Raw genomic sequence first — 23,976 nt, forward strand, 5'->3', positions numbered from 1 at the left:
TCGATAGGATGGAGCGTATTTGAAAGATCAAGCGACTGTTTTTTTGAACAATGCGGTGCTTCAGAGGTAGGTATGGATAGGGTTCGTGCATTTTTAGTTGATCTGCCACGGCGGCAAAAACGGCTTATTCAAGTTTCCGTAGATGTATTACTTGTATGGACTGCGCTCTGGCTGTCGTTCATTGTACGATTGGGTGTAGAGGATTTTGTTAACCCCTTGGTTGCCCATACCTGGCTTTTCCTGTGTGCGCCGATTGTCGCTATACCGCTCTATGTACGGTTTGGCATGTACAGAGCGGTTATGCGTTACTTTGGCAATGATGCGCTGATAGCTATTGTCAAAGCCGTGAGCCTGTCAGCGCTGATATTGGGTGTCGTTGTGTACTGGTACAGCAACCACCAAAACGTCGTGCCTCGTTCTATTATCTTCAATTACTGGTGGTTGAGCCTGATCATGGTCGGAGGGTTGAGACTCGCCATGCGGCAGTTCTTCCTGGGCGACTGGTTCTCTGCTGCTCAGCATGTGCCATTTACCAGTCGCGACAATGGCCTGCCACGGGTTGCAATTTATGGCGCAGGCGCCGCGGGTAATCAGTTGGTTGCGGCATTGCGGATGGGGCGTGTGATGCGGCCTGTCGCCTTTATTGACGACGATGTCAGCATTTCCGATCGTGTTATTTCCGGCTTGCAGGTTTATAAGTCCAAACACATCCAGAGGATGATTGACGCAACGGGTGCCCAAGAAATTCTTTTGGCTATCCCGTCATCTAACAGAGCCCGTCGCCGGGAAATCCTGGGGTTTCTGGAGGGCTTTCCGTTGCATGTTCGTAGTGTTCCGGGATTTATGGATCTCGCCAGCGGACGGGTTAAGGTCGATGATATCCAAGAGGTGGATATTGCCGACTTGCTGGGACGTGACGCGGTTCCTGCCCAAGGGGAATTGCTCGAACATTGTATCAAAGGTCAAGTAGTGCTCGTGACCGGCGCGGGCGGCTCGATAGGGTCTGAGTTGTGCCGGCAGATACTGGCGCTGCGTCCGTCTACACTGTTGTTGTTTGAACACAGCGAGTTCAACTTATACAGTATTGTTTCCGAGCTGGAGCAGCGGGTCTCCCGTGAGTCGCTGTCTGTATTGTTGCTTCCGATTTTAGGGTCGGTGCGCAACGAAGGTCAGCTGTTCAACCTCATGAAGTCTTGGAACGTAAATACCGTCTATCACGCTGCGGCCTATAAACATGTGCCGATGGTCGAGCACAATATCGCTGAAGGCATACTCAACAATGTGATGGGTACTCTGAGTGCGGCGCAGGCGGCACTCAAGGCGGAAGTCCAAAACTTCGTACTCATTTCAACGGACAAAGCGGTGCGTCCTACTAACGTGATGGGCAGTACAAAGCGGTTGGCCGAGCTGATACTCCAGGCGCTTAGTCGTGAAGATAATCCGCAATTGCACGGTGATTTAGCGGCTGTAGGCATGCCTAACAAAACGCGCTTCACGATGGTACGTTTCGGCAATGTATTGGGTTCTTCAGGCTCAGTCATTCCGCTTTTTCACAAACAGATCAAGTCAGGTGGCCCCCTGACAGTGACGCATCCGAAAATTACTCGATACTTCATGACCATTCCCGAAGCTGCGCAACTTGTCATTCAGGCAGGATCGATGGGCTTGGGCGGCGACGTGTTCGTTCTGGATATGGGCGAACCGGTCAAAATCGTGGAGTTGGCTGAAAAGATGATCAATCTTTCTGGGCTTAGTGTTCGTTCCGAGAAAAACCCGCATGGTGATATTTCTATTGAGTTCAGTGGGCTTCGGCCAGGCGAGAAACTCTATGAAGAGCTGTTGATTGGCGATAACGTTGCCCCCACCCAGCATCCAATGATTATGAGTGCTTCTGAAGACTATCTCGAATGGGATCTACTGAAAGGGGTCCTCAGAGATCTGCTTTCCGCGATAGAAGTGCATGACTACGCTAAGGTACGCCAATTGCTACGCGAGACCGTAAGCGGTTATGCGCCGGATGGCGATATCGTCGATTGGGTTCACCAGCAGCGTAGAATGAAGCTCAAGTGAGCTGAGGTGATGCGCCCAGGCCGAAAGCGATGGCCATGGTATGCGGCCATCTCGGACACGCTGGTGGAGGGCGGATTAGTCGTCCCTTTAGATCTCGGCTTCGGCATTAGCTTTTGAGAGCAAGCATGGATTATTTCCCCTGTTTTTTGTCTGTCGTGTTCGTGGCACGAAATCAGTCGGCCAGTGTCGAGAGAATTCTCGCTGATGCAGCGCTTATCATTGCTGATACTGTCGCGGACTATGAATTGATTGTGGTGGATAACGCCTCCGACGATGACAGCGTGTCGATATTGAAAGGACTCACGGCTGAAAATGGACTCGCGAATCTGCAGGTATATGCGCTAACCAAGGAAGTGGATACGGACACCGCATTTTGGGTTGGCCTGGAAAACGCACTGGGAGATTTCGTCGTTGTAGTTGACCCGTTAGCCGATGATGTAGCTTTTATCCCGACTATGCTTGATCAGGCGCTTAGCGGCGCTGATGTTGTATTTGCGAATAACGCGATGAAGCCGGCGCAGGGGCCAATGTACCGTGCGGCTAATTCTGTTTTCCATAGCCTTTACAATCGGTTCAATGGCGTGCATCTGGCCAGAGAGGCGCCGCAGTATCGCATTTTGAGCAAACGAGTAATCAATTTCATTCTTCAGCATCCGCAGCCTGTAATGACCTATAGGCACTTACCCGCAACGGGTGGTTTTGCCAAAGCTTATTTGAATTACAGTTCTCCCCCGCAAACCTCACAGCGTAAACGCCTGGGTGAAAGCATTGATCGCGGCATGCGCTTGCTGATTTCGACTACGCGCGCTCCAATGCGATTGGTCACGTCTCTCTCGCTGTTTGGGGCCGTTGCAAACCTGCTGTACTGCATCTACGTCATTGCCGTGGGCATTTTAAAAACTGATGTTGCTCCAGGTTGGATCAGTCTCTCATTGCAACAATCTGGCATGTTCTTTCTCATCTCTCTGGTGTTGTTGGTGTTGGGTGAATACATTCTAAACATGGCAAGCCTGTCGAACGAGGGGCCGCTTTATCATGTTGCGCAAGAGTTCACCAGTGCGCGGATGACCCGTTGTGAAAAGTTGAATGTTGAAGAGTGGGCATCAGAGTCGGCGGATAAGGAAATTCCGACCAGTGACCGTGCCTGATGTCGGGGCTTAACAAAGGCGAAATATGCCACGATGCGGTAGTCATCGGGGGTGGGTTCTACGGCGCTGCTATCGCTATTTATCTGGCCAGACAACGGGGATTCAAGCGTATTTTACTAATTGAGCGCGAATCGGCGTTATTGATGCGTGCGTCTTATAATAACCAGGCACGCGTCCATAACGGCTACCATTACCCGCGCAGTTTTACCACTGCCTATCGCAGTCGAGTAAACTTGCCGAAATTTGTTCGGGATTGGCCGCTCGCCATAAAGCAAGACTTCACCAAGCTCTATGCTATTGCCCGACGCAACTCCAAAGTTACGGCTAAACAGTTTGAACGGTTTTGCCGAGAGATCGGTGCAGGGATCAAACCGGCTGAGCCTTCTTTACGTGCGTTGTTTGAACCTCGATTGATTGAGCAAGTATATTGGGTCAATGAGTGCGCATTTGACACCTCGCAACTTTCCATTTGGGCTTCGCGAGAACTTAAAGAGAGTGGTGTGCAGGTTCACTATCAAACCCGCGTCGTGGCTATTTCAAAGGGGCGGCTGGCACCACTGGAGGTGGTAGTCGACCTGGCGCAGGGAGAGCAGCAAGCCTTTTCCTGCCGCTATGTATTCAACTGTACCTATAGCGGGCTAAACCAATTTGGCGGAGACTTTCCAGGCGTCGGTTTAGGCCTAAAACAAGAGATTACAGAAATGGCCCTGCTCCAGATGCCGCCCGCACTTGAAAATGTGGGTGTTACAGTCATGGACGGTCCGTTCTTTTCTATGATGCCGTTTCCCGCACGTGGGCTCCATACATTGTCTCATGTGCGCTATACACCGCACCTTCATTGGAATGATCTGCAAGGGCTAGATCCTTATCAGAAACTTGGCCAATATGATCGTGCCACGCGCGTTGATAAGATGCTCAGGGACGTAGGTCGCTATATCCCTGAAGTGTTAAAAGCCAAACATGTTGACTCATTATTTGAGGTTAAAACCGTTTTGCTGAAGAATGAAGGCGACGACGGAAGGCCGATTCTATTTGAGAAACACACCGGTTTGCCAGGCGCCTACTCAGTGCTGGGTGGTAAAATCGACAATATTTATGACGTGCTTGAAAAGCTGGATGCTGAGAGTTTCTTCACCGGCAGCGATCAAACCACGTCGATGTCTGGAGGTACGGATGCGTAGCGCGCTAATTGGATATTCTGGGTATGTAGGGGGCACACTCCTCAAGCAAACTGCCTTCGCGTCGTTGTACCGCTCAACGAATATCGGTGACATCGATCATCAGTCATTCGATACCGTCGTGTGTGCGGCTGCCTCCGCGCAAAAATGGCTCGCTAACCGGGAACCTGAAGATGACCTCAAGAAAATTGAGACATTGATTGGTCATCTTAAAACCATAAAATGCAAGACCTTTATTTTGATTAGTACGGTAGATGTTTTCAAGCACCCTATAGGGGTCGATGAGGATGCCTCTGTAGATGAATCAGGTTTGCACGCTTACGGTTTGCATCGCCGGAAATTGGAAATATTTGTTGAGAAATATTTTTCGAATTGTCTTGTTGTGCGTTTGCCGGGACTCGTAGGCCCGGGGCTACGTAAGAACGTGATTTTTGATTTTTTGAATGACAACAACCTTCACACAATTGACAGCCGTGGCGTTTTCCAATTTTATCCCATGGTTAACCTCTGGCATGACATCCAAACAGCGCTTGATGCCAAGCTCAAGTTGGTCCACCTGACGGCGGCACCCGTCAGTGTGGAGCAGATCTCGCTGCAAGGTTTTGGTCTGCCTTTTACCAATACCTTGAGCCATTCGCCTGCGTCGTATGACTTGCGTACCAAATACGCTCACGTATTCGATTCTGCTGGCTTCTATCAAAATAGTGTTCGCGAAACAATCCTGGCGGTCAGGGCATACGCGCAGTCTGAGTCCCGCACGATTAAACCTGAAACAGGGTTGAAGGCATGAGGTTGGCTATATCCAACATTGCGTGGGACATTTGCGAGGATGAGGCCGTCGCTGCCTTGCTTCAGCAGTTCTCGGTGGATGCGATAGATATTGCCCCTGGAAAGTATTTTCCTGAACTTACCAAAGCGACAGGGGAAGATATCGCTCAAGTCAAAGCTTGGTGGGCTGAGCGAGGAGTCGAAATCACCGGTATGCAGGCGCTGTTGTTTGGTACGAAGGGGCTGAATATCTTTGGTAGTGCTCGGAGCCGGGCGGATCTGCTTACACACTTGGCCGCAATATGTCGAATCGGTGCAGGCTTGGGCGGGACGCGAATAGTTTTTGGCTCACCGAAGAATCGGGATCGCAGTGGGCTGAATGATCAAGAGGCGCTGGACATTGCGATTCCCTTTTTTCGTGAGTTGGGCGATCTCGCTCAGGCGTGCGGCGTGACACTCTGCCTGGAACCCAACCCTGCGTGTTACGGCGCGAACTTTATGACCACCAGTGTTGAGACTGCCAGAGTGGTTCGTGCTGTTGCGCATCCTTCTATTCGTATGCAATTTGACACAGGCGCACTCGCGATTAACCAGGAAGATCCGCTGGAAGTCCTGGCAGATTGTGCTCAATTGATTGGGCATGTGCATGCCAGCGAGCCGAATCTTTTACCCTTGGGCGATGGCAGTACTGACCATGTGGCAATGGCCGCTGCACTGGGGCGCTACCTGCCGGCTCATCTCGTGTCCATCGAAATGGTAGCAACTGGGAATGAGCCACATTTAGAGTCGATTAAACGCGCTATCCAGGTAGCCACTCTTCGTTACCGTGGGGTCAGTGTATGAATATGAAATGGCTCATTCTCATTCTTGGTATTCTCTGCAATGCGTCAGCAAGCGTATTGGTGAAGATGGCCATGACTCCACCACGTAAGTTTCCGTCCCCCAGCGACCCCATGAGCGCGTTGAGTAATTGGCCATTTTGGCTAGGGCTCGGTTTGTATGGTGGGGCCTTTGTTCTTTACGCAGCGGCATTGGCGCGGCTCCCGATGAATGTTGCCCACCCGGTCCTGACGGCTGGAGCGATTGCGACCGTTGCTGTGTTTTCGGTTGTTTTTTTTCGTGAATCCTTCCACTGGACCACAGCGGTCGGAATCGTACTGATAATCGCCGGCGTCGGGCTGATCACAGCTCGCGTGACTTGATGGAAACCCAAATGATCCTTTCGGATATTGCTGCCGTTCGCGCAACATGGGAAGTGCCAGCGCATGACACCCCACTCTGGCTTGGACGCCAACACTCCTGGTGCGTCGTAATCCCTGTCATTAACGAAGGTGAACGAATTAAAAATTTACTCGCGAGGATGTCCGTACTTCACGTCGAGAATATTGCTGACATCATCATTGTCGATGGCGGCACCACGGACGGTTCCCTGAAGTTGCACGAGTTGAAGCCGCTTGGCGTGCGGGGGCTATTGGTCAAGACAGCAGCAGGAAAACTTAGTGCACAGCTTCGTTGCGCCTACTCCTTTGCGCTCGATCAGGGTTATGAGGGCATCGTTACCATCGATGGTAATGATAAAGATGATCCAGAAGCCATTCCGCGCTTTATAGCAGCGCTGGAGCAGGGCGTTGATTTTGTACAAGCTTCGCGATTCGTTGCAGGGGGCGTGGCTGAAAATACCCCCAAATCAAGAGACTTTGCCATCCGCTTTATCCATGCTCCGATGTTGAGCATGTTCTCGGGGTTCAAGTGGACTGACACGACTCAGGGCTTTCGGGCGTATAGCCGGAAAATGCTATTGGATTCCAGGTTGGCTGTGTTCCGTGATGTCTTTATCACGTATGAATTACTCGCTTACCTGTCATGTCGGGCCCCAAGGTTGGGATATCGTTGTGCTGAGTTGCCTACCGTGCGGCGATACCCTAAGGGTGAAGTACCGACAAAAATTAGCAGTGTGAGGGGGAATCTGTCTGTCTTGACGATATTGTTTAAGTCATGTTTTGGCAATTACAATCCGCGTTAGCAGGCCGATATGCCATGGTTTTTTCATGTGGGCAGTTCGCCTGATGAGGACGAATCGGAATGTAACGTTTATGTGGCTGGCTCGGTGGTCTGTGTCGGGGTGAAGCCGGTGCTTATCACTGGACGGTGATAAGCACGCCGGCTTTAGTTAATCCCTTAGAAAACGTGCTTTGTTGCCGGACAGGTAACGCATCACCCTTTCTTCGGATAGCGTAAATCCTTTGGTGTAGGTTTTGGTTTCGATGCACGCTTTGGATTTGAATTCTTGATTAGCCGCAGCGCTGTAGCTTTCAGTGTACTTGAACATAATTATCTGGTCGTTCAAGTCGCTGGTTGAATGAATTGTCAGCTTTTCGTTGTCTTCGTTTTTGAACGCGAAAGCATGGTTGGATTCATCGCAGAAGTCCTTGATCCAACCGCGAAGCATTTCAAATTTCTCATCCAGCGACTTGTGCGTGTAAGCATTGATATGCTCTTTGACTTTGGCGGGGGCGCCGGCAACCGTGACATTTTCTGGCACTGACTTGATAATGTTCGAGCCGCTGAGACACACGGCCCTCTTACCAATCGTGACACCAGAGCCGACAGTGCATGAGCCCACTAACCAGACATTGTCCTGGATGACTACCGGGTCGGCGGAGTAGAAGAGACAGCCTTCAATCTGTTCACCTGCGGCTATGTGCGTCCAAATTTGCGAATACATGCCGACTCTAACGCCATTGCCGATCGTCAGGCCGCCTGTGCCATCAATCACACAGTTTTGGCCAAACCAGCAGTGTTGTCCTATCGATACACCCTTTGTACTTAATACAAGGCAGTCCGAGTGTAGGGTGGTCCAATCATCAATCGATACATCACCGTCTTCAATGATGACTTTTACACCATCGCCCAAGGTGACATAGTCGCCCAGGGTTAGCGTTCTGTTGGTCTTGAAGATGAATTTTACGTTATTGCCTATCGAGCAGTTTTTACCAATATTAACAATGCCAATTCCGTGAGTCTGATAATTTTGCATCACTAACTGTCCATTTTTTTGGTTTTTTGGTTCAGGCAGAGTTATCTGCATTTGTCCTGGAAACACTACCGAACGCTGAATTCGGTCTAAGTAGTGACGTATTAAATCATATGAGGATGGTATCTGTCCTACGTGCAGGCCGTTCGATCACGAGGTATGTCGACCTCGATGTGGTTTGACGCTATGAGTCGCTAGCCTTCACCGACCCTACCGGATCCGTGCTCGTGCTGAAGCCTTCACGATGGGTACGTGAAGAGAGCTTTTGGCTTGGATGAGCACTCGTTCTCGAATCGGGGCTGCCGCAGGCTATACCGGCAGCGCTCCTTAGCTCTGTTGCAAGAAATATCGTGGGCCGAGGGGAAGTTCAGCTTTCGACTCAACTGGATGTGGCCGGTTTTTTAAAGTGGATATTTATGAATAGAACGATTGAAAGAGTGGCTATAAAAATCATCCAGTAGGCGTACCGCAGATCGCTGGCTGGTGTGATGAGTAGATAGCTTGTCGTGTAGGAAAGCCCCGACATGGGTAAAAGCCAGAGTGAATGTGCCCTGCACTGTCGGCTGAGTTGAAATGCGCCAATCAATAGTATGGATATGATAAGCCAGCTATAAGGTTTGAAGAGCTCGGGAAGTATTTCTATCGAGGTTGTAACGTAACCAGCGGTAAGTTTTTCTATCGACGAGACCGATCTGGTTCCTGCATTGGGCTCATACGGCTGATTCATGACACGAAATTCAGTAGGGTAATAAGGAGGGAGGGAGGGCGAGCGTATGAAATTCAAAAAAGCATTCAATCGGAATTCTCCATACGTCAGAATATTCCGCGGTACATACCGGGTCCACGCTTCTTTGAGTTCCTGGTAATGCGCTTGGGTGATATCGGTGAATTTTTCATTGCTCAGACAAAAGGCGGCGCCCACTTCATGAACATTCAGGTACTCACACTGTTTGATGGCATTCATGTCGTCTGGACTCAAAAAGCTTACAGGCACTTCGACGCCTCTGACCTTGAGTGCAACGATATCATCGAACATCACATAACTAACTGAATTGGCTTTTTTCGCCCCAATCAAGGGGGTAACGCATAAATGCGCCAGACCAATTATCGCGCCACTGATGAATATAAAAAATATTGTGCTCTTGATGGTATGGATTTTTAAAATTGAGTTGATCAAGAATGGCAGCAGAAAGATCCCGGCGCTTAAAGAGTTGGTTCGCACTAGCGCGCCGTACAAAAATAATACTGAGACAAGCAGCGCAGCAGCCTTGGGGAATTTTTGACAATCTCTATAATATAAGCAGATTGCAGTAGCCAAGCCCCAGGAGTAAGCCATGGCCACATCTTTCCAGAGGGTAAATTCGAAGTTCATGATCCATGGGACAATAGGAATCAGCAAGAAAAGCATGCCATAGGAGTATTCCTCTCTAATGCAAGCTTTATATAAAATCAGCGCGGTTGCCCATAGCAGACTGCACTGCAATAGGAACATCCCTCCCGGACCATCTGTAAAGGGCAATAACCAACTCCATACGTAAGCCATCGTGGGCGGTTGCCAATCGCTGTATTCTCCGGCTCTCGCTTGTCTGAGCTGCTCCATGCTGTCCCATGTCATCGCACCGGGATAAAACGAGAAAACCGATACCATCGACAGGATGAAAAGTGCCAATCCGATCAGGTTTAAATATTGCTTTTTCACCGTGCAGTCCTTGGTCAGAGTCTCACAATCAGGTGCAACTTTATCATTGGGCCATGAACCGTTGTGAAAATCATCTATTAGGCGTCATTCATACTCTGTTACTCACGGGCTTTTGACATGCTCCAACATTCGCCTAAGTTAGAAAAGCAGCTTCGGAAAAGCTGCTTTCCCTCACCGATATCATGGAGCGTCACCAATGCAAAACCTCTACATCTCGTCCCTCATCTTCGCCTTCCTCACCAGCCTCTCCGTCGCCACCACTGCCGCGCCGTCCATCAAGCCGGAACCTCCAACCTCCATCTCCACCCAAATGACCAAGACCGAGCAATCCACCAAGGTCAACCTCAACGCCGCCGACGCCGAGACCCTGCGTCGCGATCTATTCGGCATTGGTGCTTCCAAGGCGAAGGCAATTATCGCCTATCGCGAAAGCAACGGCCCGTTTACAGCGGTGGATGAGTTACTGGAAGTAAAAGGCATCGGCAAGGCACTGCTGGAGAAGAATCGCGACAGGTTGGTTATTGATTGAAGATGTAATAAAAGCGCAGAAGGCCGGTCATTGACCGGCCTTTTCTTTATCGGACCTAGCGCCTGGTAATTCGCAGGCAGCATTGGCACGAAACGTGGTTACCTCTTACTTAGTGATTGTTCAACAATCTTGAGGTAACGATGACACTCACTTTATCTTTAGCCGACCAAATCGCCCTGGAACTCCGCGCCGACATCATAGGCGGCCGGCTGTTACCAGGCATGCCGCTGATCGAGGTGGACCTGGTCAAAGCCTACAACGCATCCCGCAATACGATTCGCGAGGCGCTGCATCGTCTGGGCCAGGAGGGCCTTACTCGCTATGTCCGCAACAAGGGCGTGATGGTTCGGCGCTTGGTGCGGGCGGAAGTGCGTGACCTCTTTGTCGTCCGCCGCACCCTGGAGTTGCAGGCGATTGCCCAGAGCGGGCCGCTGACGGACGTCCAATCGACGCGTATGCAAAGCGCCATTGACGCCACCCACTTGGCCCGGGAGCGCGAAGATTGGCGAGCCGTGGCCACCCACAGTCTTATGTTCCACCAGCAGATCGTCGCCTTGATGGGCAGCCCATTGTTCGACGAGTTTTTCGCTCAGGTGATTGCTCAGTTGCGTCTGGTGTTCTGCGCCGCGCCTGACGAGCAGCGTTTCCAGTCGCCCTGGCTGGAGCGTGACCATGAGATATACACACTGCTAACCCGCAACCAAACCCAGGCCGCCAGCGAGGCGATGAGCCTGTACCTGGACGATTCAGAACACCTTTCCCTCGCCCTGTTTGATCACCCTTGATAGAGGATTGCCCCATGTACAAAGACTACCCGGCCGCGTACCAGGTCAGCAAAGGCTCAGCATTGCAGGTGGATACGGCGTTCTATGAGCGTATTCGTGATCAGAAAAGCCAGCGCACGTTGATCGAACAGTTCGAGGTGCCGATCCGCACGGGGAGGGCGTGGAAGGTGCCGGCCGGGCATGTGTTTCGTGTGACCACGCCGGTGGGGCCGCAGGTGGGGGACTTTAATGTCTGGAACGCCAACGATCCGCGCGAACGTTTGTGGGCTGCGCGCACTCGTCAGCTGCAAGGCGCTCATGTCAGCACCCATGATCGGTTGTGGTCGAACCTGCCCTTTTTAAGGCCCTTGGTCACGATCACCGATGACAGCCTGGCCAGCTACGGCATTGATGAGCACGGTGGGCGTTTGCATGATTTGTTGGGCACGCGGTGCGACCCCTATGTGAACCGTATGTTGACCGGTGAGGACTTTCATCACCATTGCCACTCGAACCTGACCCGTGCGGTATTGCCCCACGGACTGACGGAGTTCGATGTGCATGACGTGTTGAATATTTTCCAGTGCACCGGGCTCAATCACGATGACATGTACTTTATGAAGGCCTGTCCGGCGCAGAAGGGCGATTACCTGGAGTTCTTTGCCGAGATTGATTTGCTGTGTGCGTTGTCGACGTGCCCTGGCGGGGATTTGTCGCTGCCCATGTGGGGGCCGGAGGCGCAGGACCCGTTGACGGTGTGTCGTCCGTTAGGGGTTGAGATCTATAGGCTGGAGGATGAGTTGCTCAGTGGCTGGAGCCAGCCGGAGCGTGCCGCCTATAAGGGGCAACATGGGTTGCATATTGCCAAGGCGAAGTGGGAGTAGGGGGCTGCTTCGCAGCCCAGCGGGAGCAAGCTCCCTCGCCACGGGGTTACACGCGATTTATCTGTCTTGCGCATCCTTGGCATCCGCCTGCGCATTGCGCTCGGCCACGCGTTTGCGTTGTTCGTCGGTGAGTTCGACTTTGTTGGCGCTGTCGCGCAGCATCATCAGCCCTCCGACGATCGACCCGATCGCGACTACCATAATCAACCACGCATACCACGGCATAAGGCTCTCCTTGAGGCAGATGTCCGTGGGAAAGTTTCCCACGGTAATGACTGCTTTGAGTCACGGGCTTTCTGAGTAGTTCAGTGTAGGCCCGTTCTGCCTCATAGGCGCTATTGTCCGGTCAACATCGCATCTGCCGGCGCATCGACACGGTCTTGTGCGGTCAGCTGGAAGTAGATGAAGCCCACCGCCATGAAGCCCAGGAAGATCAGCCCGATCAAGGCATTGAACCAGGCCATTGCCACCAGGCATACCACCGCCAGCACCAGCGCAATACCCGGCACGATGGGGTAGCCCGGCGCGCGGAAGGTGCGTTCCAGCAACGGCTCGGTCTTACGCAGTTTGAACAGGCTGAGCATGCTCATGATGTACATGACGATGGCACCGAACACCGCCATGGTAATCATCGCGGCGGTCAGGGTCATGCCGCCCAGGTTGATCAGGCCGTCGCTGTAGATGGCGGCGATACCCACCACGCCGCCGGCGAGGATGGCCCGGTGCGGTGTCTGGAAACGTGAGAGTTTGGCCAGGAAAGACGGCAGGTAACCGGCACGGGCCAGGGCGAAGAACTGGCGCGAGTAGCCGAGGATGATGCCGTGGAAGCTTGCCACCAGGCCGAACAGGCCAATCCATACCAGCATGTGCAACCAGCCGGAGCTGTCACCCACCACGGTTTTCATCGCTTGGGGCAGTGGGTCGTTGATGTTCGAGAGGGTGCGCCAGTCACCCACACCACCGGCGAAGAACATCACGCCCATGGCCAGGATCACCAGGGTGAGGATGCCGCTGATGTAGGCTTTTGGAATGGTGCGCTTGGGGTCCTTGGCTTCTTCGGCGGCCATGGCCGCGCCTTCGATGGCGAGGAAGAACCAGATGGCGAAGGGGATGGCGGCAAACATCCCGGCAATTGCCGGGGCGCCGAAGGTGTCGGAACCGGCCCAGCCGTTGAGGGCGAAGTGGCTGAAGCTGAACGCCGGTGCGACCACCCCCATGAACACCAGCAGTTCGGCGACGGCGAGCACGCAGACGACCAACTCAAAGGTGGCGGCGAGTTTCACCCCGAGGATATTCAGGCCCATGAACACGATATAAGCGCCGACGGCGGCGTGCTTGGGGTCGAGTGCCGGGAACTGCACGTTCAGGTACGCACCAATGGCCAGGGCAATCGCGGGCGGGGCGAAGACGAACTCGATCAAGGTGGCCAAGCCGGCAATCAAGCCGCCTTTCTCACCGAAGGCGCGACGGCTGTAGGCAAAGGGGCCTCCTGCGTGGGGAATCGCAGTGGTCAGTTCGGTGAAGCTGAAGATGAAGCAGGTGTACATCGCGGCGACCATCAACGAGGTCACCAGAAAGCCCAAGGTACCGGCGACGCCCCAGCCGTAGCTCCAGCCGAAATACTCGCCGGAGATCACCAGCCCCACGGCAATGCCCCATAGATGCAAGGTACCCAATGTGGGTTTGAGTTGTGTGTTCATTGTGCTGCGCTCCTTGAACTGTTTGGAATGATTCAAGGTGTTGCAGTGGCTATGCCAAGCCTCAGAACTATGTCGTAAAGCAATGCCTATGTCGCCGAAGGGACGGTTTGGCGTTTGAATGCGGCATGAGTTGCACCACATAAGTGCGGTGGTGCCTTGGCGGGCGCTTTCGCGGGCAAGCCCGCTCCCACACTTGACCGAGTTTTAACTGAAAGAACGCAGTCGAATGTGGGAGCCGGGCTTGCCCGCGAAGAGGCCCCCCCAGCCACGGCAAACCCCGCTGTAAACCCCGCTAAACCCACTCTTTACGCCATCTTTACGCCCCACCCGGCCCCTCGCTCTCGTTCCTTTACACCGCTCCTGCGGACAATGCCCCCACACGCGGCAATCGCCGCAAGACGGGGAAATTTCCATGAGCGTTCTGGACGGAGTGTCACTGCTATTGGCCGTGGCGCTGTTCATTTATCTGCTGGTTGCGCTGTTACGCGCGGATCGGAACTAGGAGCGGGCTATGCACAGTTATGACTATTGGCTGATCATCGCCTTCTTTGCCGTGGTACTGGTGCCGGCACCCTTTTTGGGGCGGTTCTACTACAAGGTGATGGAAGGCCAGCGCACTTGCCTCACCCCGGTACTTGGGCCTGTCGAGAAAGCCTGTTATCGCCTCTCGGGCGTGGATGCGCAGCAGGAGCAGAGCTGGCAGAAATACATGCTGGCCTTGCTCGCATTCAACCTGGCGGGCTTCTTGTTGTTGTTCTCGATCCTGTTATTCCAGGGCTCCCTGCCACTGAACCCGCAAAAACTGCCGGGCCAGGAATGGACCCTGGCGTTCAACACCGCCGTCAGTTTCATGACCAATACCAACTGGCAGAACTACAGCGGCGAAGCGTCCCTAAGTTATCTAAGTCAGATGGCCGGCCTCACGGTGCAGAACTTCGTCAGTGCGGCGACCGGTCTCGCCGTCCTGGTCGCCTTGTGCCGTGGGATCGGGCGCAAATCTGCCCAGACCCTGGGCAACTTCTGGGTCGACATGACCCGCGCCACCCTCTACGGCCTGCTGCCGTTGTGCCTGGTGCTCGCGCTGTTTCTGGTGTGGCAGGGCGTACCGCAAACCTTCGCCCACTATGTTGATGCGGTCACGCTGCAAGGCGTGGATCAGGTGATTCCCCTGGGGCCGGCCGCGAGCCAGATTGCGATCAAGCAACTGGGCACCAACGGCGGTGGCTTCTTCGGCGTGAACTCGGCGCATCCGTTTGAAGACCCGACAGCCTGGGCCAACCTGTTTGAAGTGGCCTCGATCATCCTGATCCCGGTAGCGTTGGTGTTTACCTTCGGCCATTACGTCAAAGACCTGCGTCAGAGCCGGGCGATCCTCGCGTGCATGCTGGCGTTGTTCCTGATCGGCGGCGCGACGTCGCTGTGGTCCGAGTACCAGCCCAATCCAACCCTGAACAACCCGGCGGTGGAGCAAACCGCACCGTTGGAAGGCAAGGAAACACGCTTCGGCACCACCGGTACCGTGCTGTGGTCGGTGACCACCACTGCGGCGTCCAACGGTTCGGTCAATGGCATGCAGGACAGCCTCAGCCCCCTGAGTGGGATGGTCGCGCTGGTGAACATGATGGTCGGCGAAGTGATCTTCGGCGGCGTGGGTGCCGGTATGTACGGCATGTTGCTCAACGTGTTGATCGCGGTGTTCCTCGCCGGCTTGATGATCGGCCGCACCCCCGAATACCTGGGCAAGAAACTCCAGGCCAAGGAAGTGCAATTGCTGGTGGTGACTCTGCTGGTTATGCCGGTCGGCGTATTGGTCTTGAGTGCCATCGCCGCCAGCCTGCCCGGCCCGGCAGGTGCCATCAGCAACCCTGGCCCCCATGGCTTCAGCCAGTTGCTCTACGCCTATACCTCGGCCAGTGCCAACAACGGTTCGGCGTTTGCCGGCCTCGGCGCCAATACCCCATTCCATAACCTGATGCTCGGCCTGGGCATGTTGATCGGCCGCTTTGGCTACATCCTCCCGGTACTGGCCCTGGCCGGCAGCCTGGCGATGAAGAAGACCGCACCGATTGGCCAGAACAGCTTCCCCACCCATGGCGCGCTGTTCGTGACCTTGTTGACCGTGACCATTTTGCTGGTGGGCGGCCTGACTTTCCTGCCGACGCTGGCGTTGGGCCCCATCGCTGAACACTTGAGCATGGGCTTCTAGTTAAGGGATATGAAAATGAATATGCCTGCAAAAAACGCGGCCCCGGTCAAACCCCTGGAGCCTGCCAAAACCGCCATCTCGGCCCTGTGGCGCCCGGCGCTGGTCCAGGCGTTCGTCAAGCTGGACCCACGCCAACTGCAACGCTCGCCAGTGATGCTGGTGGTGGAGCTGACCGCCATCCTCACCACCGTGTTGTGCTTTGTGCCCGACACCACCGTGCCCACTTTTGTAGCGGTGCAAATCGCCGTGTGGCTGTGGTTCACCGTGCTGTTCGCCAACTTCGCCGAAGCCCTGGCCGAAGGCCGCGGAAAGGCCCGCGCCGACAGCCTCAAGGCTGGCAGCGAAGGCTTGAGCGCCCGACGCCAGGAAGCCGATGGCAGCTTCAAGGTGGTGCCGGCCACCAGCCTGCGCAAAGGCGATGTAGTTCGTGTTGCCGCCGGGGAAATGATCCCCGGTGACGGCGAGGTCGTCGAAGGTATTGCGGCAGTCAACGAAGCAGCGATCACCGGCGAATCCGCCCCGGTGATCCGCGAGTCTGGCGGCGACCGTTCGGCCGTCACCGGCAACACGCGGCTGGTGTCGGACTGGCTGCTCATCCGCATCACCGCCAACCCGGGCGAGTCCACCCTGGACCGCATGATCGCGCTGGTGGAAGGCGCCAAACGCCAGAAAACCCCCAACGAAGTCGCGCTGGATATCCTGCTGATCGGCCTGACCCTGATCTTTCTGCTGGTGGTCGTGACCCTGCAGCCGTTCGCCCACTTTGCCAATGGCAGCTTGCCGCTGGTGTTCCTGGTCGCACTGCTGGTGACGCTGATTCCCACCACCATTGGCGGCCTGTTGTCGGCCATCGGGATTGCCGGCATGGACCGCCTGGTACGCCTCAACGTGATTGCCAAGTCCGGCCGCGCCGTGGAAGCGGCGGGGGACGTGCATGTGTTACTGCTGGACAAGACCGGCACCATCACCTTCGGCAACCGTCGTTGCTCGGCCGTGGTCGCTGCACCTGGTGTCAGTGGCCGCGAATTGGCCGAAGGCGCGTTGCTGGCGTCCCTGGCCGATGACACGGCGGAAGGCAAGTCCATCGTTGAATACCTGCGCGCCTTGCACCCCCAGGCCGAGCCGAGCCTGGATGCGTTGACCGCCGTGCCCTTCAGCGCCGAGACCCGTTTGTCCGGTGTCGACTATCAGGGCCGTGTGTTCCGTAAAGGCGCGGTGGACTCGCTGCTGGCGTTTATCGGCCAGCAACGTAGCGACCTGCTGCCTGCGTTGTCGCGGGAAATCGACAAGATCGCCCAAAGCGGCGGCACGCCCTTGCTGGTGTGCGCCGATGGCAAGTTACTGGGGGCGATCCATCTCAAAGACGTGGTCAAGCCAGGTATTCGTGAGCGTTTTGCCGAGTTGCGCAAGTTGGGGATTCGCACCGTGATGGTCACTGGCGACAACCCGCTGACCGCCGCCGCGATTGCCGCTGAAGCGGGTGTGGACGATGTGCTGGCCGAAGCCACGCCAGAGAAGAAACTCGCGCGTATTCGCCATGAGCAGAACGATGGTCGCCTGGTTGCGATGTGCGGCGACGGCGCCAACGACGCCCCGGCGCTGGCCCAGGCTGACGTCGGCATGGCGATGAACGACGGCACCCAGGCTGCGCGCGAAGCCGCCAACATGGTCGACCTCGACAGCGACCCGACCAAGCTGCTGGACGTGGTGCAGATCGGCAAGGAGTTGCTGGTGACTCGCGGCGCGCTGACGACCTTTTCCATCGCCAACGACGTGGCCAAGTACTTCGCGATCCTGCCGGCGCTGTTCGCCTCGATCTACCCGCAACTGGGCGTGCTCAACATCATGCACTTGCAGAGCCCGCAGAGCGCGATCCTATCGGCCATCGTGTTCAACGCGCTGATTATCGTGGTGCTGATCCCGTTGGCCCTGCGCGGCGTGCGCGTGCAGGCCGCGAGTGCGGCGGCGTTGTTGCGGCGCAATCTGCTGATCTACGGGCTGGGCGGACTGTTGGTGCCGTTCGTGGGGATCAAGGCCATCGACATGTTGCTGACCGCGCTGCACCTGGTTTGACCTGGCCGCTGATCGTTCCCACGCTCCGCGTGGGAATGCCACCCCGGACGCTCCGCGTCCCACCGCACCACTGAATTGAGGAGTCTGAAATGTCCAACATCATCCGCCCAGCCCTGAGCTTGCTGGTACTCATGACCCTGATCACCGGCGTGGCCTACCCGCTGGTAGTCACTGGCGTGGCCCAAGTGGCCTTCCCCGATCAAGCCAATGGCAGCCTGGTGCGCGACGCCAGCGGCAAGGTGCGTGGCTCCATCCTGATCGCCCAGGACTTTACTGGTGACCGCTGGTTTCACCCACGCCCGTCAGCCGGTGCTTTTGCCACAGTGTCCAGCAGTGCCAGTAACCTGGGCCCGAGCAATCCGGCCTTGGCCACTCGCATAGTCGAAGAGGCCAGCAAGCAGTCAGTACCGGGCCAGGGCCCGGTGCCATTGGCCTCGCTGACAACCTCCGGCAGCGGCCTTGATCCACACTTGCCACCGCAGGCGATTGCCTATCAACTGGCGCGAGTGGCGGCGGCGCGAAATATGCCGGTGTCGACCTTGCAGCGGTTGCTGGATGAGCACATCGAAAGCCCTCTGGTAGGCCCGCCTGTAGTAAACGTACTGGCCTTGAACATGGCTTTGGAAGCGTTGTAAGCCAGGCGATCGCCATCGCGGGCAAGCCCGGCTCCCACATTTGGAATGCATTCCACTGTGGGAGCCGGGCTTGCCCGCGATGGCGGCCTTGAAGACTCTCTATCAATACCTGAAGGAACCCCCGAGCATGAGCGACGCCGGCCGCGCCGATGCCCTGTTAGCCGATCTGCCCCGGGACGGCCGTGGCCGGCTCAAAGTTTTCCTCGGCGCCGCGCCCGGTGTCGGCAAGACCTACGCCATGCTCCAGGCGGCCCATACCCAACTGCGCCAAGGCGTGCGCCTGATCGCTGGGGTGGTCGAAACCCATGGCCGCGCCGAGACCGAAGCCTTGCTCAGCGGCCTGCCGCAACAACCGTTGTTGCGCAGCGAATACCGTGGCGTGATGCTCGAAGAAATGGACCTCGACGGCCTGCTCGCCGCCAAGCCAAAACTGGTGCTGGTCGATGAACTGGCCCACAGCAACGCCCCTGGCAGCCGTCATGAAAAACGCTGGCAAGACATCCAGGAACTGCTCGCGGCCGGCATCAACGTATTCACCACGGTCAACGTCCAGCACCTGGAAAGCCTCAATGACCAGGTGCGTGGCATCACTGGCGTGCAAGTGCGCGAAACCTTGCCGGACTGGGTGCTGCAAGAGGCCGACGAACTGCTGCTGATCGACTTGCCATCCCGCGAGCTGCTTGAGCGTCTGCGTGACGGCAAGGTGTATGTGCCGGAGCAGGCGCGTGCGGCCATCGATGCGTTTTTCACCCAGACCAACCTCATGGCCCTGCGCGAGCTGGCCATGCAAACTGCCGCCGCCCACGTCGACGATGACCTGGCCCAGGGCTACCGCCAACTCGGTCAGGCCGCGCCGGCAGTGCGTGGGCGCCTGTTGGTCGGTGTGGATGGCGATGCGCAAGCCGAACGACTGGTGCGCCATGCCTGCCGCGTGGCCCAGCGTCGGCATTTGCCCTGGAGCCTGGTGCACATCGACAACGGCCGTGCGCGGGATGAGCAATCGCGCCTGCGCCTGCAAAACGCCCAGCAACTGGCAGAGCGGCTGGGCGGGGAAGTGGTGTTGCTGCGCGCCGGGGAAGTGGCCAAGACCCTCATCCAGCACGCCGCCGAACGCCGTGCCAGTTTAGTGCTGGTGGGGCAGTCACGGATGCGCTGGCGGCGGCGCCTGTTCGGTGGCGGCTTGGCGGCACGCCTGTTGCGCAATGCCCGCGGCTTGGAAATCAACGTCCTCGACAGCGATGACATGCCTGCACCGCCACGCCTGCCGGAGATGCGCGGGTTGGTGTGGTTCGATTACGCCTTGGCGGTGGTGGCGACCCTCGCCGCTGCCGCAGTGGCCTGGGCCGTGTCCAGCGCGTTGGCGCTGCCGAACATCTCGCTGGTGTTTCTTGCCGCCGTGCTGTTGGTGGCGGTGCGCAGCAGCCTGGGGCCGTCCCTGGTGTGTGCGGCACTGTCGTTTTTGACTTACGATTTTCTGTTTATTCCGCCGAATTTTTCCTTCGCCATCCAGCGCGAAGAAGACGTGTTGACCCTGTTGTTCTTCCTGTTGATGGCAGCGTTGACCGGCAACCTCGCCGCACGCCAGCGCCGCCAGTTGCAGGCGTTGCGCGATACCCAGGAAGAAACCAGCGAACTGCTCGACCTGTCGCGCAAGCTCACCGCTGCCACCGACCGCCAAGCCGTCATCAGCGCCGCCGCCCACCATCTGCAAGGTTGGAACGAACTCGACCTGTGCCTGGTCAATCGCGATGGACAGGGAGGCTGGAAGGTCGAGACCGGTGGCTCGTTGACCCTTACCGAAGCAGAACGCGCCGCCGCCGACTGGGCCTGGCAGCATGATCAGCCGGCCGGCATGGGCACCGGCACCTTGCCGTTTGGGCGTTGGTGGTGGTGGCCGCTGTCGGGTGAAGAGGGGCCCTTGGGGTTGCTGGGTGTCAGTGCCAAGCCTGGCCTGGAATTGAGCGGGCAACGTCGTCGCTTACTCACCGCGTTGAGCCAACCGCTGGCCCAGGCGCTGGCGCGGGCACAACTGGGGCAGGAGCTGGAATCGGCGCGCCTGCACGGCGAAACCGAACAACTGCGCAGCGCTTTGCTCGCGTCGGTGTCCCACGACTTGCGCACGCCATTGACGTCCATGCGCGGCAGCATTGACAGCCTGCTGGCCCTGGGTGAAGCCATCCCGCTGGAGGATCGCCGCGAATTGCTCGAAGGCACTCGCGATGAGGCCGAGCGCCTCGACCGTTATATCCAGAATCTGCTGGACATGACACGCCTGGGCCACGGTGCGCTGAAACTGGCACGCGATTGGGTGTCGCCCGGCGATATTGTCGGCAGTGCCCTTGGGCGATTGCGCGCCGTGCTGGCGCCGTTGCAGATGAGCACCGATGTGCCGCCGGAACTGCCCTTGTTGTATGTGCATGCGGCGCTGATTGAGCAGGCCCTGGTCAATGTGTTGGAAAACGCCGCACGGTTTTCGCCGCCCCAGGGCCGCTTGCAGTTGCGCGCGGGCGTGCAGGATGAGCAGTTGTTTTTTGCCGTAGCGGATGAAGGGCCAGGGATTCCCGAGGAGGAGCGTGCGAAGATCTTCGACATGTTCTACACCGCTGCCCGCGGTGATCGAGGCGGGCAGGGCACCGGCCTCGGCTTGGCGATCTGCCAGGGCATGGTCGGTGCGCACGGTGGGCATATCAGCGTGGCCGATGGCATTGACGGGCGGGGCACCTGCATCACCTTGTTTTTACCGCTGCCCACACAACCTGCCTTGGAGTAAACCTTGTAGGAGCGAGCTTGCTCGCGAAGGTCGTTAACGATAATGATGGCTTCCTGAATGCACGCGTTGCCTAGAGGTTTTTCGCGAGCAAGCTCGCTCCTACAGAGAGGGTGATTTTTTAATGGGTTTTAATGAGACACCATGAGCCAGACCGCGACGATTCTTGTCATTGATGACGAACCGCAGATCCGCAAATTCCTGCGCATCAGCCTGGCTTCCCAAGGCTATAAGGTAATCGAAGCCGGCACCGGCAACGAAGGCCTGGCCCAAGCGGCCTTGAGCAAACCGGATCTGCTGGTACTCGACCTGGGCCTGCCCGACATGGACGGCCAACAGGTGCTGCGCGAGTTTCGCGAATGGTCCACGGTGCCGGTGCTGGTGCTGTCGGTGCGGGCCAGCGAAGGTCAGAAGGTCGAGGCCCTCGACGGTGGCGCCAATGACTACGTGACCAAACCGTTCGGCATCCAGGAGTTTCTTGCCCGTGTGCGTGCGCTGTTGCGCCAGGCACCGGCCGGAGAGGCCCAGGAAGCCGCCTTGAGTTTTGGCCCGCTGACGGTCGACCTGGCCTATCGCCGCGTTTTGCTGGACGGTGCCGAAGTGGCGCTGACCCGCAAGGAATACGCAGTGCTGGCGCAGTTGGCACGCCACCCGGGGCGGGTGATTACCCAACAGCAACTGCTCAAGGACATCTGGGGGCCAACCCATACCGAGGACAGCCACTACCTGCGGATCGTGGTGGGGCACTTGCGCCAGAAGCTGGCGGATGACCCGACCCAGCCACGGTTTATCGTGACTGAGGCGGGGGTGGGGTATCGGTTGCTAAGTGCCTGAACGTTTGGTGCCTGTGCTGGCGCCATCGCAGGCAAGCCAGCTCCCACAGCTGAAATGCATTTCCCTGTGGGAGCCGGGCTTGCCCGCGATGAGGCCATCCGCAACACTTACACGCTCAACTCTGCTCACTCTCATACCGATCCAACGTATCACTGGCAATCTCCCGCCCCAAAGCGATCAATTCCGGCGCTTTATAGAACTCGAAAAAGCGGCACACCCGCTTCGGCACGTTGATCAGCACATCGGGCGGATACCCAGCGATCTTGTACTGTGCCAATGAGGTTTGCATCACCTCGAAACTCTGGTTGATCAGATCCAGCAACGAGGCAGGCCCGACGTTGTCGATGATGAACGAGCCGGTGGCCGACTTCGGTGCACCGGCTTTCTCGGGCGCAGCGGCAGGTTGCTGGGCTTCGGGTTCGGCAGACTCCAGCCACGGGTTGATTTCGGCGGCCTGGGCCTGCAAGGCTTCTTGTTCCAGCTTCATCAACTGCTCGGCCTGCTTGCGGCGAAATGGCAGGTGGGAGCCCAGTGACTTGGCCAGGCTGTTGAAGCGGCTCTTGAACGCCGGCGGGCGCGGAATCACCGGCAATTGGTAGTGTTTCTGGTTGGTGGCATTGAGGTTGACCGCAATGATCAAGTCGCAATGGCTCGACACCACCGGAACGATGGGCAGCGGGTTGAGCAGGCCGCCGTCCACCAGCATGCGGTTGCCCTGCATCACCGGTGTGAACAGGCTGGGGATGGCCGCTGAGGCGCGCATGGCCTGGTGCAGGCAGCCTTCCTGAAACCAGATCTCCTGTTGGTTGGTGAGGTCGGTGGCGACGGCGGTGTAGGGGATGCGCAGCTCCTCGATATTGATATCGCCGACAATCTTGCGGATTTGCCCGAACACCTTCTCACCGCGAATCGCTCCCAGGCGAAAGCTCACATCTACCAGGCGCAATACGTCGAGGTAGTCCAGGCTTTCGATCCAGTTGCGGTACTCGTCGAGCTTGCCGGCGGCGTAGATTCCACCCACCACGGCGCCCATGGAACAGCCGGCGATACAGGCGATGTCATAGCCGCGTCGTTCGATTTCTTCGATCACCCCGATATGGGCGTAGCCCCTGGCCCCACCGGAGCCCAGCACTAAGGCAACACGTTTCTTCATGGCCAGATCCTTCGCAAAACAGGGGCCCACAATGCACCCATCAAGGGGCCTGCTTCAATCCTTGCTGACAGCGCGCAATATTTTTCCAGGCTGGCGATCAGCCTCGGGTATGCTCTGGCAATAGGTACTACTGATTTCAGGCTAAGGACAAGGCACTTTTCCCTGTAGGCAACGTCTACAGGCTACGACTGAATTTGTATATTTGAGGTGTCATCAATGAAAGCCTGGATCTGTGTGCCTGTGATCGTGTTGGCCTTGGCTGGCTGTGCCGGGAAAACCGCGTATCGCGACAGCTGTGGCTCGCAATTGGACGCCGCCTGGAAAGAGCTGGACCTGGCCAAGGCCGAAGGTTTTGCTGGCACTGTCAGCTACTCCAAGGCTTTGTCGCTGTTGACTGGCGCCAAGACTCAGCAGCAGTTTGAAGCGTTCGAGGGTTGCTCCAACAAGGCCGAAAAGGCGCGGTTCTACATTCGTGAGTCTCGCGCCGGGCGATGACCCTGCGGCGGATAGGATTTTTCATCGGAAAGTGAGGGC

The 23,976-nt window shown here is 56.7% G+C and carries 22 protein-coding genes; 17 read left to right on the forward strand and 5 right to left on the reverse strand.

Annotation, left to right across the window (positions count from 1 at the left end; translation table 11 throughout):
* Positions 1-72 precede the first annotated feature (72 nt).
* From ACP7CZ_RS07085 to ACP7CZ_RS07115, 7 genes are all read left to right on the forward strand, one after another.
* Entirely contained in the window at positions 73-2,070 is a 1,998-nt protein-coding gene (locus ACP7CZ_RS07085) for a polysaccharide biosynthesis protein (RefSeq protein WP_072446725.1), read from the forward strand.
* 125 nt (positions 2,071-2,195) lie between these two features.
* Positions 2,196-3,218 (forward strand): glycosyltransferase, encoded by a 1,023-nt coding sequence (locus ACP7CZ_RS07090; RefSeq protein WP_054921849.1) that lies wholly within the window; start codon positions 2,196-2,198, stop codon positions 3,216-3,218.
* Positions 3,218-4,399, forward strand: a complete 1,182-nt coding sequence (locus tag ACP7CZ_RS07095; protein WP_054921846.1) for an NAD(P)/FAD-dependent oxidoreductase — start codon at positions 3,218-3,220, stop codon at positions 4,397-4,399. The genes ACP7CZ_RS07090 and ACP7CZ_RS07095 overlap by 1 nt, the downstream gene beginning before the upstream one ends.
* A complete protein-coding gene (locus ACP7CZ_RS07100; RefSeq protein ID WP_054921844.1) occupies positions 4,392-5,186 on the forward strand; it encodes an NAD(P)-dependent oxidoreductase in 795 nt (264 codons plus the stop codon). The genes ACP7CZ_RS07095 and ACP7CZ_RS07100 overlap by 8 nt, the downstream gene beginning before the upstream one ends.
* Positions 5,183-6,007: a sugar phosphate isomerase/epimerase family protein gene (locus tag ACP7CZ_RS07105; RefSeq protein ID WP_054921842.1), complete on the forward strand. Its 825-nt coding sequence runs from the start codon at positions 5,183-5,185 to the stop codon at positions 6,005-6,007. Before ACP7CZ_RS07100 ends, ACP7CZ_RS07105 begins: the two co-directional genes overlap by 4 nt.
* Positions 6,004-6,366: a DMT family transporter gene (locus ACP7CZ_RS07110; protein ID WP_232241726.1), complete on the forward strand. Its 363-nt coding sequence runs from the start codon at positions 6,004-6,006 to the stop codon at positions 6,364-6,366. Before ACP7CZ_RS07105 ends, ACP7CZ_RS07110 begins: the two co-directional genes overlap by 4 nt.
* An 11-nt stretch (positions 6,367-6,377) precedes the next feature.
* On the forward strand, positions 6,378-7,187 hold the full coding sequence (locus ACP7CZ_RS07115; protein WP_054921837.1) for a glycosyltransferase family 2 protein: 810 nt from the start codon (positions 6,378-6,380) through the stop codon (positions 7,185-7,187).
* A 147-nt stretch (positions 7,188-7,334) separates the two neighbouring features.
* On the opposite strand, the gene ACP7CZ_RS07120 is transcribed toward ACP7CZ_RS07115, so the two are convergent.
* Both ACP7CZ_RS07120 and ACP7CZ_RS07125 read right to left on the reverse strand, forming a co-directional pair.
* Positions 7,335-8,201, reverse strand: coding sequence for an acyltransferase (locus ACP7CZ_RS07120; RefSeq protein WP_054921834.1), 867 nt, complete (start codon positions 8,199-8,201; stop codon positions 7,335-7,337).
* A 376-nt stretch (positions 8,202-8,577) separates the two neighbouring features.
* Positions 8,578-9,897 carry a hypothetical protein gene (locus ACP7CZ_RS07125; RefSeq protein WP_252950396.1) on the reverse strand — a complete coding sequence of 440 codons (1,320 nt, stop codon included), beginning with the start codon at positions 9,895-9,897 and terminating at the stop codon, positions 8,578-8,580.
* Positions 9,898-10,093: 196 nt separating this feature from the next.
* On the opposite strand from ACP7CZ_RS07125, the gene ACP7CZ_RS07130 reads away from it, so the two are divergent.
* From ACP7CZ_RS07130 to ACP7CZ_RS07140, 3 genes are all read left to right on the forward strand, one after another.
* Positions 10,094-10,426 carry a ComEA family DNA-binding protein gene (locus ACP7CZ_RS07130; RefSeq protein WP_057975727.1) on the forward strand — a complete coding sequence of 111 codons (333 nt, stop codon included), beginning with the start codon at positions 10,094-10,096 and terminating at the stop codon, positions 10,424-10,426.
* 140 nt (positions 10,427-10,566) lie between these two features.
* Positions 10,567-11,211 (forward strand): GntR family transcriptional regulator, encoded by a 645-nt coding sequence (locus ACP7CZ_RS07135; RefSeq protein ID WP_057975728.1) that lies wholly within the window; start codon positions 10,567-10,569, stop codon positions 11,209-11,211.
* Positions 11,212-11,225: 14 nt separating this feature from the next.
* Positions 11,226-12,074 carry an urea carboxylase-associated family protein gene (locus tag ACP7CZ_RS07140; protein ID WP_054898468.1) on the forward strand — a complete coding sequence of 283 codons (849 nt, stop codon included), beginning with the start codon at positions 11,226-11,228 and terminating at the stop codon, positions 12,072-12,074.
* A gap of 57 nt (positions 12,075-12,131) precedes the next feature.
* Here ACP7CZ_RS07140 and ACP7CZ_RS07145 read toward each other — a convergent pair whose 3' ends face one another.
* On the reverse strand, positions 12,132-12,299 hold the full coding sequence (locus ACP7CZ_RS07145; protein ID WP_003172675.1) for a DUF2897 family protein: 168 nt from the start codon (positions 12,297-12,299) through the stop codon (positions 12,132-12,134).
* Positions 12,300-12,409: 110 nt separating this feature from the next.
* Entirely contained in the window at positions 12,410-13,774 is a 1,365-nt protein-coding gene (eat, locus tag ACP7CZ_RS07150) for an ethanolamine permease (RefSeq protein ID WP_034126709.1), read from the reverse strand.
* A 412-nt stretch (positions 13,775-14,186) separates the two neighbouring features.
* Here eat and kdpF point away from each other — a divergent pair, with 412 nt between their 5' ends.
* The 6 genes from kdpF to ACP7CZ_RS07180 all read left to right on the forward strand — a co-directional run bounded on the left by kdpF (position 14,187) and on the right by ACP7CZ_RS07180 (position 22,289).
* Positions 14,187-14,276, forward strand: a complete 90-nt coding sequence (gene kdpF / locus ACP7CZ_RS07155) for a K(+)-transporting ATPase subunit F (protein WP_003218754.1) — start codon at positions 14,187-14,189, stop codon at positions 14,274-14,276.
* A gap of 9 nt (positions 14,277-14,285) precedes the next feature.
* Positions 14,286-15,980, forward strand: a complete 1,695-nt coding sequence (gene kdpA, locus ACP7CZ_RS07160) for a potassium-transporting ATPase subunit KdpA (RefSeq protein WP_054898469.1) — start codon at positions 14,286-14,288, stop codon at positions 15,978-15,980.
* A gap of 15 nt (positions 15,981-15,995) precedes the next feature.
* Positions 15,996-18,053: a potassium-transporting ATPase subunit KdpB gene (gene kdpB / locus ACP7CZ_RS07165; protein ID WP_169918940.1), complete on the forward strand. Its 2,058-nt coding sequence runs from the start codon at positions 15,996-15,998 to the stop codon at positions 18,051-18,053.
* 89 nt (positions 18,054-18,142) lie between these two features.
* The gene (gene kdpC, locus ACP7CZ_RS07170) at positions 18,143-18,688 is read left to right on the forward strand and encodes a potassium-transporting ATPase subunit KdpC (RefSeq protein WP_054898470.1); all 546 of its coding nucleotides are present in this window, start codon (positions 18,143-18,145) and stop codon (positions 18,686-18,688) included.
* A gap of 127 nt (positions 18,689-18,815) precedes the next feature.
* Positions 18,816-21,458 (forward strand): sensor histidine kinase, encoded by a 2,643-nt coding sequence (locus tag ACP7CZ_RS07175; RefSeq protein WP_198790760.1) that lies wholly within the window; start codon positions 18,816-18,818, stop codon positions 21,456-21,458.
* Positions 21,459-21,599: 141 nt separating this feature from the next.
* On the forward strand, positions 21,600-22,289 hold the full coding sequence (locus tag ACP7CZ_RS07180) for a response regulator (RefSeq protein WP_044274219.1): 690 nt from the start codon (positions 21,600-21,602) through the stop codon (positions 22,287-22,289).
* Between the two features lie 115 nt (positions 22,290-22,404).
* On the opposite strand, the gene ACP7CZ_RS07185 is transcribed toward ACP7CZ_RS07180, so the two are convergent.
* Positions 22,405-23,442 carry a patatin-like phospholipase family protein gene (locus ACP7CZ_RS07185; RefSeq protein WP_054898472.1) on the reverse strand — a complete coding sequence of 346 codons (1,038 nt, stop codon included), beginning with the start codon at positions 23,440-23,442 and terminating at the stop codon, positions 22,405-22,407.
* Positions 23,443-23,658: 216 nt separating this feature from the next.
* On the opposite strand from ACP7CZ_RS07185, the gene ACP7CZ_RS07190 reads away from it, so the two are divergent.
* Positions 23,659-23,937 (forward strand): hypothetical protein, encoded by a 279-nt coding sequence (locus ACP7CZ_RS07190; RefSeq protein ID WP_003189839.1) that lies wholly within the window; start codon positions 23,659-23,661, stop codon positions 23,935-23,937.
* Positions 23,938-23,976: the final 39 nt, after the last annotated feature.

Source organism: Pseudomonas sp. DWP2-2 (genome assembly GCF_049897065.1).
Classification (GTDB): domain Bacteria; phylum Pseudomonadota; class Gammaproteobacteria; order Pseudomonadales; family Pseudomonadaceae; genus Aquipseudomonas; species Aquipseudomonas paracarnis.